The sequence below is a fragment of the Dysgonomonas sp. 25 genome (assembly GCF_010501075.1).
In the GTDB taxonomy this organism is placed as follows: domain Bacteria; phylum Bacteroidota; class Bacteroidia; order Bacteroidales; family Dysgonomonadaceae; genus Dysgonomonas.
Map to the genome: position 1 here is coordinate 51,964 of NZ_QVMN01000009.1, position 14,102 is coordinate 66,065.

General features: G+C 35.7%; 21 protein-coding genes. All 21 read left to right on the forward strand.

Annotation, left to right across the window (positions count from 1 at the left end; all coding sequences use genetic code 11):
* Positions 1 to 13: 13 nt before the first annotated feature.
* The 21 genes from D0T66_RS13690 to D0T66_RS13790 all read left to right on the forward strand — a co-directional run bounded on the left by D0T66_RS13690 (position 14) and on the right by D0T66_RS13790 (position 14,097).
* Positions 14 to 553 (forward strand): hypothetical protein, encoded by a 540-nt coding sequence (locus tag D0T66_RS13690; RefSeq protein WP_163357873.1) that lies wholly within the window; start codon positions 14 to 16, stop codon positions 551 to 553.
* Between the two features lie 11 nt (positions 554 to 564).
* Positions 565 to 1,320, forward strand: coding sequence for a phosphoadenosine phosphosulfate reductase family protein (locus D0T66_RS13695; RefSeq protein WP_370520812.1), 756 nt, complete (start codon positions 565 to 567; stop codon positions 1,318 to 1,320).
* A 16-nt stretch (positions 1,321 to 1,336) separates the two neighbouring features.
* A complete protein-coding gene (locus tag D0T66_RS13700) occupies positions 1,337 to 1,609 on the forward strand; it encodes an HU family DNA-binding protein (protein ID WP_163357874.1) in 273 nt (90 codons plus the stop codon).
* A 290-nt stretch (positions 1,610 to 1,899) separates the two neighbouring features.
* A complete protein-coding gene (locus D0T66_RS13705) occupies positions 1,900 to 2,118 on the forward strand; it encodes a hypothetical protein (protein ID WP_163357875.1) in 219 nt (72 codons plus the stop codon).
* A gap of 11 nt (positions 2,119 to 2,129) precedes the next feature.
* Positions 2,130 to 2,603 (forward strand): hypothetical protein, encoded by a 474-nt coding sequence (locus tag D0T66_RS16215; RefSeq protein WP_185154846.1) that lies wholly within the window; start codon positions 2,130 to 2,132, stop codon positions 2,601 to 2,603.
* Positions 2,604 to 2,623: 20 nt separating this feature from the next.
* Positions 2,624 to 2,782 carry a hypothetical protein gene (locus D0T66_RS13715; protein ID WP_163357876.1) on the forward strand — a complete coding sequence of 53 codons (159 nt, stop codon included), beginning with the start codon at positions 2,624 to 2,626 and terminating at the stop codon, positions 2,780 to 2,782.
* 53 nt (positions 2,783 to 2,835) lie between these two features.
* Positions 2,836 to 3,249, forward strand: coding sequence for a hypothetical protein (locus tag D0T66_RS13720; protein WP_163357877.1), 414 nt, complete (start codon positions 2,836 to 2,838; stop codon positions 3,247 to 3,249).
* A 38-nt stretch (positions 3,250 to 3,287) separates the two neighbouring features.
* Positions 3,288 to 3,854, forward strand: a complete 567-nt coding sequence (locus D0T66_RS13725; protein WP_163357878.1) for a hypothetical protein — start codon at positions 3,288 to 3,290, stop codon at positions 3,852 to 3,854.
* A 68-nt stretch (positions 3,855 to 3,922) separates the two neighbouring features.
* The gene (locus tag D0T66_RS13730; RefSeq protein WP_163357879.1) at positions 3,923 to 4,234 is read left to right on the forward strand and encodes an LPD28 domain-containing protein; all 312 of its coding nucleotides are present in this window, start codon (positions 3,923 to 3,925) and stop codon (positions 4,232 to 4,234) included.
* 14 nt (positions 4,235 to 4,248) lie between these two features.
* The gene (locus D0T66_RS13735) at positions 4,249 to 4,494 is read left to right on the forward strand and encodes a hypothetical protein (protein ID WP_163357880.1); all 246 of its coding nucleotides are present in this window, start codon (positions 4,249 to 4,251) and stop codon (positions 4,492 to 4,494) included.
* 20 nt (positions 4,495 to 4,514) lie between these two features.
* Entirely contained in the window at positions 4,515 to 5,189 is a 675-nt protein-coding gene (locus tag D0T66_RS13740; protein WP_221412229.1) for a radical SAM protein, read from the forward strand.
* 2 nt (positions 5,190 to 5,191) lie between these two features.
* The gene (locus tag D0T66_RS13745; protein WP_163357882.1) at positions 5,192 to 6,244 is read left to right on the forward strand and encodes a DUF4121 family protein; all 1,053 of its coding nucleotides are present in this window, start codon (positions 5,192 to 5,194) and stop codon (positions 6,242 to 6,244) included.
* Positions 6,245 to 6,899: 655 nt separating this feature from the next.
* A complete protein-coding gene (gene tssD, locus D0T66_RS13750; RefSeq protein WP_163357883.1) occupies positions 6,900 to 7,292 on the forward strand; it encodes a type VI secretion system tube protein TssD in 393 nt (130 codons plus the stop codon).
* Positions 7,293 to 7,483: 191 nt separating this feature from the next.
* Positions 7,484 to 7,933, forward strand: coding sequence for a hypothetical protein (locus tag D0T66_RS13755; RefSeq protein ID WP_163357884.1), 450 nt, complete (start codon positions 7,484 to 7,486; stop codon positions 7,931 to 7,933).
* Positions 7,934 to 7,953: 20 nt separating this feature from the next.
* On the forward strand, positions 7,954 to 9,321 hold the full coding sequence (locus tag D0T66_RS13760) for a DUF5458 family protein (RefSeq protein WP_163357885.1): 1,368 nt from the start codon (positions 7,954 to 7,956) through the stop codon (positions 9,319 to 9,321).
* A 130-nt stretch (positions 9,322 to 9,451) separates the two neighbouring features.
* Complete coding sequence (gene tssD / locus D0T66_RS13765; protein ID WP_163357886.1) at positions 9,452 to 9,874, forward strand: type VI secretion system tube protein TssD; 423 nt, start codon at positions 9,452 to 9,454, stop codon at positions 9,872 to 9,874.
* A 23-nt stretch (positions 9,875 to 9,897) separates the two neighbouring features.
* Positions 9,898 to 10,362 carry a type VI secretion system tube protein TssD gene (tssD, locus tag D0T66_RS13770; protein WP_163357887.1) on the forward strand — a complete coding sequence of 155 codons (465 nt, stop codon included), beginning with the start codon at positions 9,898 to 9,900 and terminating at the stop codon, positions 10,360 to 10,362.
* A gap of 47 nt (positions 10,363 to 10,409) precedes the next feature.
* The gene (locus D0T66_RS13775; RefSeq protein WP_163357888.1) at positions 10,410 to 10,892 is read left to right on the forward strand and encodes a hypothetical protein; all 483 of its coding nucleotides are present in this window, start codon (positions 10,410 to 10,412) and stop codon (positions 10,890 to 10,892) included.
* Positions 10,893 to 10,906: 14 nt separating this feature from the next.
* On the forward strand, positions 10,907 to 11,350 hold the full coding sequence (locus D0T66_RS13780; protein ID WP_163357889.1) for a GPW/gp25 family protein: 444 nt from the start codon (positions 10,907 to 10,909) through the stop codon (positions 11,348 to 11,350).
* A gap of 6 nt (positions 11,351 to 11,356) precedes the next feature.
* Positions 11,357 to 13,186, forward strand: coding sequence for a hypothetical protein (locus tag D0T66_RS13785; protein ID WP_163357890.1), 1,830 nt, complete (start codon positions 11,357 to 11,359; stop codon positions 13,184 to 13,186).
* Between the two features lie 32 nt (positions 13,187 to 13,218).
* Complete coding sequence (locus tag D0T66_RS13790) at positions 13,219 to 14,097, forward strand: TssN family type VI secretion system protein (protein WP_163357891.1); 879 nt, start codon at positions 13,219 to 13,221, stop codon at positions 14,095 to 14,097.
* The last annotated feature ends 5 nt before the right edge of the window (positions 14,098 to 14,102 follow it).

Genomic DNA, 14,102 nt, shown 5'->3' on the forward strand with positions numbered 1-14,102 from the left:
TAAAAAGAGTATTATGAAAATTGAATTAAGAAATGTAAGCTACAATGAGAGGTTATCGGAAGATAGCCATTGTTTTTCTGCGGATTTATTTGCAGACGGTAAAAAAATAGCATCCTGTTCTGATGGCGGACATGGAGGAATGACCAGGATATCACCCTATAAAGGGTGTGAAGAAGAGCTGCGTCAAATAGAAGAATACGCTAAATCATTGCCTCCTGTTATAGATCAACATTTTAAGTTAGAAATGGATTTAGAACTTCTGATCGGACAGCTGATGAATGATTACCTGTTTGAAAATAAAGTTCTAAAGAAATACCAAAATAGATGTGTTGTTTTGGGCTCGGATAAGACTAATCCCATGCTGCGATATTGGTATTTTTCAGGTACAAAAAAGAAGATCCCGATTACAGAAATGCTGCAAAATGATGAGGGTAAAAAGCTTTTGGCAGAAGTTATAAAAGAAGCGTTGTCAAATAATCAAACAATCTATAACACGAATATACCCGAGGAGGTGATAAAATCAATAGAGTTGGAATTGAAGCAATGTGAATAAATCTTTCAGTTGTGATAGCTTCAAAACGCTTCTGTGCCAGCATTTCATTCGGAAAAGATAGCTTATGCATGTTATTTATGCTGATTGAGAAAGGCTATCCATTGGATGAGGTGGTATTTTATAATACGGGGATGGATTTTGAAGCTATCTATTCCACCCGGGACAGGTTAATACCTTTTTTTAAAGAAAGAGGAATCAAGTTTACAGAGCTACATCCAGATAAACCTTTTCTGTGGCTAATGCTGGAGAAGCCAATAAGAAGCAGGGATACAGGCCTTATTCATAAATATGGATATTCATGGTGTGGAGGTCCATGCCGATGGGGAACTGGAGAGAAACTCAGAGCATTAAAGAAGCATATCGGTCATAATTGGGATTATGTTGGTATTGCAGCCGATGAAACCCATCGTTTCGGGAAAGAGACGCGAGCCAATCGTATACTTCCGCTTGTCGAGTGGGGAATATCCGAAGCCGAGGCTCTCCAATATTGTTATAATAAGGGATTTTTCTGGGAGGAAAACGGAATCCGGTTGTACGATATATTGGATAGAGTGAGTTGTTGGTGCTGTGGGAACAAAAATCTCAAAGAGTTATTTAATATCTATCGGTATCTGCCAACCTATTGGCAGCAGCTGAAAGAACTACAATCAAAAACTAACCGTCCATATCGTCGGCAATCTGGAAAATCTCTTTTTGATTTGGAAGAAGAATTTAGAAAATCAATAAAAGAAGATTCAATGATAAAGAAATCTGCTATTTTTGTCTGAAAATATATAAGTACATATGACAAAAGCTGATATTATTAGTAAAATCTCCGGGAATACAGGAATAGATAAAAATGCAGTGACAAAAATTGTAGAAACACTTATGTTGACAATTAAAGATTCTCTTGCTCGCAATAAGAATGTGTACCTTAGAGGTTTCGGAAGCTTTGTCGTCAAGCATAGAGCTGAAAAGCCTGCGCGTAATATTAGTAAAAATACGACTATTATTATCCCTGCCCACGATATCCCTGCTTTCAAAGCATCGAAAGCTTTTACTATAGACAAAAAATAACAGGGCAAATCATCTTTTTTTATAAAATGTATCGCTTAATCCACCGGTGATACATACTCTATTCACACAAACATTTCATGGATAACTTATAAAATACTTTATAAGAAAGATTCATAATCCCGTCATTTTATTTCATTTAGCGAAACTATGATGTGTCCTTGACGGATGCAACAAGGTCAGGCATTGTTTTGGATAAAATCTCCACCCTAAAGGGTTGTATTTTACCCAAAAACCTTGTTTTTCCGCGACACATCATTTTCCGGCTACTGAAATTATAAAATGACAGCATTATGAAAAGATTCTTATTATCAGGGATGATCCCATTAGGATTGATTGCTCTCGTGTATTTTATTATACAAGGACAGTTGCAAGGAATACCGGTATATATTGTGCTAGCTATACTCGGTTTGGGTATTATTAAAAAAGCCATCAGACTGGCACTTGATGTACTGTCGCTTTCTTTAAAAATAATACTGTTTGTAATCGTATTAACCACCATTATAATATAATATCAAGGACTATGAAAGAAGATTTAATGTTTTGCGGTTTGGGTAATGGTATCAGTGTTGCTGACAGAAACCGCGAGGAACATAACGATTATATGATGGTGGCGCATATAGGTTACAATAGAAAGATAACTTATTATGATAAAAAACTATCGCAGGATGCAATCCATAGTATAGAATACTATGCCAAATATGAGAATTCATCCGCTTCCGTCACCCAATCTTACCCTGTACTGAAGCCTGTTTTATTTTCAAAGATGGATGTAACCGAGCTTAAAAAATTATTTGAAACGAAATTAACTAATCGGTTTGAAAATCTTAAGATTGAAGTTGCCGCTTATTCCAAAGACGAAAGAGTCGTAGTCTTCACGACAGAAGAAGCATGTCATTTTTTACAGCAATATTACAGGTATATGCATACAGAAAGTAAAAGACTAATTTACCGTTGGGTATTTATCATGTATGACAGAGGAAATACAAATTATTAATTATAACAAAATATAAAGCAATGAAAACATCAGATTTATTAAAGAAAATAGAGGAGACTTTCCATCAAAAATTGGAAGACAAGACCGGCTGGGGCAGGAATGAAATCAAACAGGCCTATCAATCAGCAGTTAATGAAGTATTATTGGAAATTGCAAACAAAGTGATAAAAGATGAATAAAGGAACGTATTTTCTAATATAAACCTACTATTAGAATTCTAAAAATCAAAGATATGAACTATAAAGAAAAGACACTGGAGGAATTAGATTCTCTCACAATTGAATACATCAAGCGTCATCGTGATTTAGGGGGAAGTTCAGAGTTCGACACTTCCATAAATGATATTTCGAGGGCAAAGATCGAGAAATTTAAGGAAGTAAACGGAAAATGCTATTTAGGGAATATAAATCATTATGATATTGACAGACGAAATCCGGATATTAAGCTGGTAGAATATGAGGGCCAGCTTATCTACAATTTCCAATATTCATTTGTCATCCCTTGTGAAGATGAAACTGTCATCCGGCTCATCAATGAATACAACAGAGAAAAAAAAGAATTTGACTGCCGCCTGCTAATGAAGGAAATTGAAGAGATAAATAACCGCATAGAGGAGTTAGGCGGAGAATTCCTTTTCTGGAGCTAAGTGATTAATAAAGTGATAACTATTTTAAAATACACATTATGTTATACAGAGTATTAAAAGAAGATTACAAGTTTGAATTCATACATTATGGTATATTGGAAGTTCCTAAAGGAACAGCTGTCGACTACAAGGTAGCCGGAGACCATGAGTTTGCATACTTCCCCTTGTCGGAATATGATTGGATAGATGAAAAATATCCGGATCAGAGTAAAGAGCTGAAAGCAGATGCTATTAGAAATAAAATTATGATTCCCAAAGAGCAACTTACTTTAACAGTGAGAGTCCGCTTTATTTACGACAATTCCGGCTATTGCCGGGATATTTATAAAGCTATTAATGGTGAACATAAGTACTGCCGTATGGAATCGAGGAGTGACGATAGAGTAGAATGGCTTACAGTAACCCCTGATTGGGAAGAACCAAATTGTCCTTTACGTACAGATATGCTTATTCAGGTTGTCGATGAAAATGGGAAAGTTATTATAACCGAACAACAAGAAAAAATAGACGGAGAGTACCGAAGTGAGAAGCGCTATCCATTCTCATGGGAAAAGACTGTAGATTTAGAAATACACGAATTGATTAGTAAAATCTACGGTCTTTAATTAGTATAGACCAAAAAATCATTTATCCGGGCTTTATAGTCCGGATTTTTCTTTAAAAAAAGAACATTATGAAACCAATAAAATTTGATGAAGTAGAAGATTTCGAAGCTGTTACAATCAATGGTTTAAAAGCATTATATACACCGATGCGAGTCGACAGGCAAAGTATCCCTGGAAATCTTTATACCTATGATATCAGAAGTTCCGATGATGAGCCTCATGCTACCATAGAATCCTTTGTTTGGGTAGACCATCAGGCTACTATTATTACAGACAAGGAAATCAAGATGCTTAAAGAAGGCTGTACCGATGTGGAATCCTTCGGCTATGAAGATAACCTTTCGGATGACGATTGGAGACAAGCTTTTATAAACAGATAACAAATATAATAATTATGGGACAACGCTATATCTATGAAGAAAAGCAGAAACCGGGACATAATACTTCCGGATTTGGCATAATCAGGGACACATGTCCTGATAAACCCTGGAATGATGAAATTGCAACAATATTTGGAAATAAGAATGTGCAGAAAATGCAAGATGCATTGAACCTTTATGAAGATCTCTCCAAGTTAAAGAAGAATTCCACAAAGAAGCAGATATTAAGCGTATTCGCTAAATACAATATTAAGCTATGAAAAATGTAAAAATACCCCGGATGTCGATAGAGATCACACGCCGGTGCAATATGAGCTGTCGCCATTGTATGAGAGGTGCGGCTCAAAATATCGACATAAAACCGGAATATATCATTAATATTCTTCGGTATGTTAAAGAAATCGGCTATCTGAACCTGACCGGCGGAGAACCGTCTATGAATATAGAAACTATCAAATTTATCCTGTTGCAATTAAAACGCAGAAAAATCCCTGTGCGGGAATTTCAGATTATAACTAACGGTTCAAAGACATCTATGAGTGATGATTTCATAGCAATATGTTCAAAGCTATATGACTATCAGGACGAAGACTCGAATCCGGCAGAATTGGACTGTATGTTGGAAATGAGCAATGATTGTTACCATGATGATACCCATCGAAAAACAGTTTATGATAAACTATCCAGATACCCTTTTTTTTCCAACAGGTATAGGGTAAACAACCCGGAAGGAGTTCCATTAATAAAGCAGGGGCGCAGCCAGATAGGATATGAACCGATAAAGAATGATATATCCTTATATGAGGATGAAGTTTCCGATTATCTATACCTGAATGCTCATGGTTACCTGATCAGTGCCGGGGATTTAAGCTACCGGAATCAAGAAAAACATCATATCTGCCATTCAATGGATTTCATGCACTATTTAGAAACAACCCAATCAAAATCCCTATAAAAATGAAAACACGACGATTTTGCCCTATGTGCGGGCGTCCGGTATGCAAATCGATGCAAAAAAAGAACCCATTCCGGTGCTATAATTGCGAAAAGGATTTTAATAGCCGGGTAGTGTTACGTATAAAAGACTTACCTAAAGTCAAAAAACGTCAACGAATTGCTTATCGGAATGAATGCCAGCATGGAGATTATCCGCATGGTTTTAAAAGACCTTATCCGAAGAATAAAAATTTTATAGGTAATAATAATATCCATCAGGACAAATATAATATAGCGAACCTTATCCCCTTGAATGGCTCTTATCATTTAAAGCATGGTGTAAGGCAATACGATGTGGATAAAGCCAATCGATATGTCAGTCTTATTGAAGGTAGCCGTTCGAGCAAGCATCCCAGGAACGGGGATATTATCCGTTTGACCACCAGACATGGAGACTATTACCACGAAGCCCATCTGGAAGGATTGGATGATTGCGGCTTCGAAGTCTGTGAACAACCTTACGTTCCTTTTATCTATCCGAGCGGTGATAAAAATGGAATAAGGTGTAATACCAGTGGCGGCGGATGGCTGCATATTCCACCCAAAGCTTTGAAATATGTGGGGAAGGAGGAGAAAGAGTTCTGTGATTGGGGTTGGAATGGGGCTTGCGGAGGCGGAGCTGTTCATTTTAAGGCAGAGGTCAGTGTTTGGGAATATATTCAGCCGAATGCTTTGTATGGAAAATTTTCAACTAAAGAGTGGCGGAGGATTCGTTTAGATAAGCATTCAGAGGAAAATTGGAAAAAAGACGGTTATTTATATTCCGGTAGCGGACTGGCTTTTCGCAATCAGGAGGAACTTGATGAATTTATGAAATTGTACAAGGGAACGATATTTCAGGGAGTATGGGATAATAGTTTTATTGTTTGGTGCTACTACGAGATACAAGTTGGAGTATCACAAGAAGAATGGAATAGATTACCATATCCTGAGACAAAAAAACATACTAAAATTCATCCTGATGACAAGAGACATATTCTTTATTCTTATTTTTTTAATAAAAATATCTATTAGGGAAGGAATTAAGATGCTTTTTTTGTAAACTGCTGATTGTTAGTTTTAAATTTAATTGTTTCCCTTCATTATATTATCTGTAAATATTTATAAACCGGTTGCTATAATGTTTATATAAGTAAAAAAAAACTATATTTTGAAAATGTAAATATCTAATAATGAGCATATGTTAAAAATAAAAACTGTGTTTTGCATGTTGGGTATTGTTTTTATAGAGAAAATACTGTATGAATTTCTTTTGAAGAATGAATTGTTAATGTTTGTGTTTGATAATCTGTATATTAACTGTTTATTAAAAATATTTAAGAAAAAACTATTAAAAATCGGATGCTGACAACAAAATTTTACTTTCCTTTGCTTTTGGAGGTTTGTACCCAAAAGAGGATACTTTATCACTGGAAATATACGGGATTACACATTCAATTATCAAATATTTTTTGATCTAAATATTTTTGTAAATATGGATGTAAATTCCCAAAATTACTTGAGCTATTAATATATTAATACCAAAGGGCTTAAAATAAATGTGCATACATATAACATAAACAGATTAGAAATTGTTTTACAAAACTAAAAAATCAAATTCTTATTGTATTTGTGTCTGTAAGCACTTTATATAACTATTATATTATTAACAATTAAAATTTTACAACCTATGGCGTTTACAGCGACATTAAATTTTGGAGGCAAAGAGTTCGACGTACTTGATTGCAGCTATTCCCTAAAAAGAGACAGAGATTCAAAAGGCCGTCCATCGTCTGACATTTACGGCGGAGAAGTGACAATCCATGTCGAATCGACAGAAGATACGTCAATATTGGAAGCAATGGCATCGTCTTATAAGCCTGTGTCAGGGAGCGTCGTGTTCAAAAAAGGTGATGAGGAAGCTAAAATGAAAGAGCTTACTTTTGAAAACGGTTATATCATCGCATTCGAAGAATCGATCGATGTAGTCGGTTCAAGACCTATGTCTTTGAAGTTTACAGTTTCAGCTCAGGTTCTTAAGATGGGAGGAGCTCAGATCGAACAAAACTGGCCGGCAAATTAAAAATGAAGCAGATGCGGAGTGGATTTCTCCGGTTCCAGCAAAGATCTTGAGAATCTCTCCGCCCTGCTTTCTTGTTAACATCCGGATAAAAGAAGTGTTGATGCTATAAAAGTACCAACCGGTTTTCTTTTAATATATCCGAACACGTTTCAAAGATAACTATTTTTTATTAAATCTAAATAAATAATTCAATGATAAACAATTATGAAATAGGCGGGAACGAGGTCAAACCCGATGTATCGGAGGCGATTGCTGCTATTCCTGAAAACAAAACCTTGCTAATCGAGAAACTGACAGCCGAAGAGCCTGTCAATCCGGAAGTGGTAAAGGGTTTAACTACTATCGAACAAGTCTTTGCCCATTACAAGCCGGAGAAAGAAGTTGAATTTGAAAATGCGGAAGGACAGCCTGTAACCGAAAAATTCCACTTCAATACAGTCGGTGATTTTTCAGTAAAAAATATGACAGAACAAAGTCAATTTTTAAAAGGAATCAGTACAGAAAAAAACTTTTTTGAAAACCTTGTTAAGCAATTACGTTCCAATAAAGTCTTGCAACGGGCTTTAGAAAATGCCGAGAGCAAAGAAGCTATGATTGAAGCTCTACAGCAAATACTGGTGGAATTAAACGAAGCAGAATAACAAAACAACAAGAGAATAAAATGGCAGAAGTAAAAGAACAATCAGCAGTAGTTGAGAAATCCAAATCCGCGAAAGGAGCCGAAAAAGCACAGTTAAATGAAGCAGTCAATAAACTGGCTAAGTTCGGAGGCTTTAGTTTCCTTGAATCGTCGGTAGAAGGTATTGCCTCGATGAACCCGGAACGGGCAGCCCGAAAGAAAGCATTTTTAAACGATAACGATAAGAAGGCATCAAGAGAAGCACTAAAGAGTAATATCAACCTTTGGATTGAGCTACTATCTTCATCAGGTAGTGTTTCTGAGATGTTGGATAAATCCAAAGAAAGTGCGGAAAAAGCATCAGAGCTGTTAAAAGATAACCAGTTGAAGGCTGTCGAAGCTGTATATGACTTGGAAAAATCATATCGTAATGTAATGCTTTTTTATAAGAATACAGAAGAGGAAAAACTAAAGAATATCTCTATTGTTAACGCATCTCCGGAACAAATAACTGATTTAGACAATTCACGTTTTATCGATCATGTAGCAAATGAATTGAAGCAAAATTATGATAAACTGGATTTAAGAGAAAACTATTCTCTATTGGTTATTCCGGGCTATTTGGGAAGTGCAAAAGTATTGGATAAGTGGTCTAAGATTGCTTACGACAATAAAGCATTTTTGTATACCGACTTTATGGACTTGGATCAACCTGATGATGTTGTGGAAATGTTCTATACGGCCAATCTGGCAAGTGCCGATGCATTCAAAGCCAATACCAGTATGGCTTGTAACTGGCTTATCGGACGTGGAAAATATAATGAACTCGGTGAAGAACAGGACCTTCATGTATCGCCAGCCGCAGCATTAGCCGGGAAAGTATATAGCACACTAATGTCTCAGATTACAGCCGGTAAGAAATACGGAGGTATCAATGAAGTAGAAAGTGTTGCATTCCCATTGAAGAAAAGTGAAATTTCACAACTTGATAAGATGGGATTGATACCGATGGTCAATGAATATGGAAAAGTGATGGCTTTCTCAGGAAAAACACTATTCAATGGAGATAATCTTGGATTACAAACATATTCGGTTGTGCGTGTATTCGACTATATTATGAAAGTTTTGTTTGACTTCTTGAATCGTCGTGCATTTGAAAATTGGAGTACTAAGACAGAAAAAGACTTACGCGCACAAATTATTAAATTCCTGGATGGCGTGCAAGGCCCTGACCGTTTGATCGAGAAGTTCAAGATTGTTCGCTTTATGCGTGATCCGAATCAAAAAGACCGTATCTATCTGGATATCCATATCACTCCGTTCTTCCCTGCTAAGAGTTTTGTTATTAAACTGGACGGAACAAAAGGTGAAGAGGAGAATACCTGGAATACGGATGTGGAACAACAATAATGAAGAGTGGACAAGTTCGATTTTTTAATTAGCATATTTGAAAATTAGCAAATTAGTATATTAATTATCAAAACAACGTTCGGCGGAGCTAATTAGCATATCGACAAATTGTAATATAACAAAAGAGGAAATGGATGGTAAAGCAACATTGCGTCTGAGAAAACCAAGCAAGGATAATACACAAAATTTATATTTTGAGAATTATGATGTCCTTCATTGCGATTATTCTTTTAACAAAGGGATAACCAAAGAAGGTGAAGTGCGGACAGACGTATTAGGCGGAAATATTCGTGTTGCTTTACCTATGCTTCCTACTCCCGAGCTATTATCATGGGTTTTTGACGGGTATCGGAAATGCAATGGTGAAATAGCCATACATGATGGATATGAAGAATCGATGGGTAAGATCTATTTCGAAGAAGCACGCTGTATTAGTTTTCGGATGCATTACGAACCCAGTGAGGATGCAAACCGTAACGTGACTTTGCTTCTGACAATCAATGCTCAGCGTATAATAGTTGGGCAAATGGAGTACAAAAACCGTTTTCATTAATCCGAACAAACCAAAACGATACAATGCTGAAAGGATTCTTCTCAAGGATACGAAAAGGAAAGCTATATGCCGGAAAAAAAGAACCGGCTATGGTTGTCCATTTTATCCATAGAGGGCATACCTATATCCTCGAAGAATTTGATCTGGATTTCAGGCAGGATATAAATGATAAAAACAAACCGGATGGAGATACTTATGGAGGTTTGCTGATGCTTACTATCAGTGAAGAACCGAAAGAAGAATTATTTGCGTGGATGATGAATACCCTTGAAAAACAGGGCGGTGAAATCCGCTTCTTGGCAAATGAAGAAAAAATTACCGAAGGGGCTTTGATGCAAATGTCATTTAAAGATGCCTATTGCATCAGCTTCCAGCAAGTGATGTCACCTGGGGGATCAGGAGTATTGACAACGTTTGTTATTTCACCTCGCCATCTTCAGATAGATAAAGAGGTTTTTGAGAATAAGTGGAAACGTTATAATCAGTGACCAGTTATTAATTTATCATTCATCATTTGTAATTCTTAATTCATACCATGTATACATTATCCGATTTCTACCTTTATCTGAAACTTGATATCTGGCATACAGGAGATGTTGAAGGTTGGGGAACGGTGCAGAAAATAGATGTATATTCCAATGGATTAACAAATAAAGGATGCTTTGTAATAAAGCAACCGGAAGAATATAAAAAGGACGAAATAACCAAAACAGAACTTCAAATAGGATTATGCTTGCTTGATATGTATCCTTTGGATACCGGGCAAACATCAAAGTATAACAATAAATATAAAATATATAACTATCTGGTTGTTATATACGAATGCCGTTTGAAAGGGACGTTTGAAGATAATATATATTATCTGAAAGTAACCAATTATAATACATTGGAACAGTTCAGGAAAATAATAAACGACGGAGCGCAGGTAAGAAGAAGCAACTGGTCTCCGATCAAACCTAAACGCAGGGTCAGCCGTTTTGACAGCAGCCCGTTGAACTCTGTTTCGCGTAAACATTAAAAAGAAATATACTCATGGATAAAACCTGTTATAAACTGCCTATCCGATTTGAAGCCCTGTTAGGAGAGAATGGAGCCGAGCCTCAAATGTGTAGTGAAGTTGAATCCATCGACCAACATGTAGAATTACTTTTAACGACTTGTCCGGGAGAACATAAGTTTGATAAGAACTATGGTTGCCATATCTGGGACATGGACTTTGAGCGGGTCGTATCCCGTGAAAGATGGGAAAGCGATTTTAAAAGCTATATAAAAGAAGCAATTACAAAATTTGAGCCGAGACTAAAAGATATATCTGTAACTATTCATATAGAAGAGGTTGCCAGAGAAGATAAGCTGATGAAAACAACAGCAATAAAAAAGAAAGTAACTGTACTGGTTAATAGCCTGATTGTTTCAACAAATAATCGTTGCGAGTTTAAATACGCGTTGTATTTGGGGCCATTAGCAACAGAATAGATAATTATGTCAGAAACATATAAAAATAAGCAAGCGATAAAGGATCGCATATGGCATTTTGCTGCCGGATACTATGGGCTGGGTCAAACCGACACTATTGATCCTGTCAGTAATCTTTTTCTGGAGTCTTTGTGTGAAGAAATCTATCGGTTATCAGGGGAAATAGAAAGGATGGAAGACCGTATTCTTGACAAACTTTCTTCTACATTGGTATCAGATATAGAGCACACTTCTTTTCCTTCCCATACGATATTGCATGCGAGTCCATCCCAATCCTCTTTCCCTATAACAACCCGAATGCCGTTTTATAGCGACCGTACTTATGATGGGAAACGTCGCCGTTTATCGTTCTATCCCGTATGTAATACATCTATCTATCAGGGAGACATAAAATACTTTGTTTATAAGGGACAATTCTATTCCATAGAAGCATATGGGACAAAAAAACTATTAGCTCGCAGTAAATCGAAAAGTTCCTTTCCTGATAATACATTTTGGTTTGGAATGGAATTGGACCATACCATAACTAACTTGGAGGGTTTATCATTTTACCTTAACCTATCAGCTACACAGGGGAAGGATACTTTTTTGAGAGAATTTGTGCAGGCTGATTGGAAGATTAAAGGGCAAGAATTACAATTACAAAGAGGTATTAGTGTGATGGAAAATATACATGAAAATAAGGTTCTGGAATTCTACTCATCCTTTGATAACTCAAACAGAATAAACAGAAAGATAAAAACATTGTATGATCCTCATTATTTATCTATAAATAATAATTTTCCGGTAACAGATAAAACAGAAATATTACCAGATTACTTGAAAGAAAAATTTGATGATACGCTGTATGAAAATATACCGAAACCGCTTCTCTGGATATCGGTAAATTGTCCGGCAAGTTTGCCTGTAGATATAATTGAATCTTTACAAATTAGCATCAACACATTTCCTGTTACATGTAAAGAGCTTATTAATCAAACATGTGAGGTAAACGAAGTATTTCCGGTTATTCCATTACGTACAGGAGCCAATGAATCTTTTTTGTCGATTTGTTCATTGACAGATTCTCTTGGACATCAGTATTATGATATTCCTATTGAAGAATCCGAAAACAGTATATTTCATTTATATTCGCTTCGTCACGGAGGATTTGAGCGTTTCAACAGTAGGGATGCCGGGGAATTCCTCTTCAATGCTATTCACAAGCTGAGTGGAGAGTCCTCGTCATTTTTTCGTAATCGTAAAGATATAAAAAGCGATCTGAAACAGGTTCGCCTTAAAATGGGTAAAGTTCTGAGAAATTTAAAGGAAACAGCCCGAAATATAAACGGAAATTATAACATAGAAAACTACATCCTTGTCGACCAAAATTCAGAGCAGGAAATATATTTTTTAGAATATTGGATAATAAACTATGAGATAGCCAATGGAATGAGAGCTGGAGCTGTTTTTTACTCTGATTCAGATAATACAGTACTCCCGGGTAGTATTTACTCACTTTTACCTGTGACAAAGGGGCATTCATCTTCTATAGCTGACATAAAAACAGCGCAATATAAAAAATCTTTGACAAAAAGCTCGCTAATTGTAACAGAATCGGATATTATTTCTTTTTGTAAGAAAGAATTACCTGAAGCTATTAAAGGTATTGAAATAAAGAATGGATATGAGGAAAACCCTGACAAAACAAACGATTTTTTACAGACAACAGATGTTTATATACAAATAACAGACTCCCATTTAGAAAGTATAAGTGCGGATGAAAGGCAATTTTTGAAAGAATTATTACAGGCACATTCGCCAGCTACCTTTCGTTACAGGATATTTATAATATGATGGGATTAAGAAATTATTTATAAAGTAAAAATATGGAACTAGTCGCCACAGAATTTATACTGACTTACATTTTATTACCTGTCATTGGTATTGTATTAGGAATTGTAATGATGTTTGTTGCAAAAAAAAATCAGCTTTTAAGCAATAAAAAAGTCATATTCTATTTCTTACTTTCCTGTATAGTACTAGCCGTACCCGGTGTATTTGGCTTTATTGATTATTGGTTTATGCCCCATTTCTATATCTTATTACAGTTAATATATTTGTTTTTGGGATGGTATAATCTAAAACTTCTGCCTAAAGTATTAAAAGAAGTAAATGATAAGCCTTACTATGTTGAGTTTCTTATTGTATTTATCACCATGTTTGTCGCAGCAGCACTTTTCTCATTGATATTTAATCTGTGTAATGAACTTCAATATGGCTTATGGGCTTGTACATGCCTGATACCTTTTATCTTTCCGACTCTTTTTCGGAAAGCATACCGGAGTTTTATGGAAATACCTTTGGAAATATATAAAATATGGTCTTACCTAAAAGAAAAGCCGGGAGTTGACATAGAAACATTCGATCAGAACAGGATAATTGTTGTCGAATTGGAACTTACAAAAGAAGTGTCAGATATAAAACCCCTCAATATCAAGGCGAAAGCATCAGAAGAGATCCCTTTTGGAATCTGGTTTAAAGTCTTTATTGATAACTATAATAAAAAATCACCGCAAAATCCTATTATATATACAGATTACGAGAATTCTTATGGTTGGATATTTTATACAAGCAGTACAATCTTAGGGCGTCGAAAGTATATAGACCCTGAATTATCTTTTGCAAAGAATAAGATAAAAGAACGGAATGTGATTATCGGAAAACGTACTAAATATGAAGAATATTCTTTGAAAAAGAATTTGTAAACCAA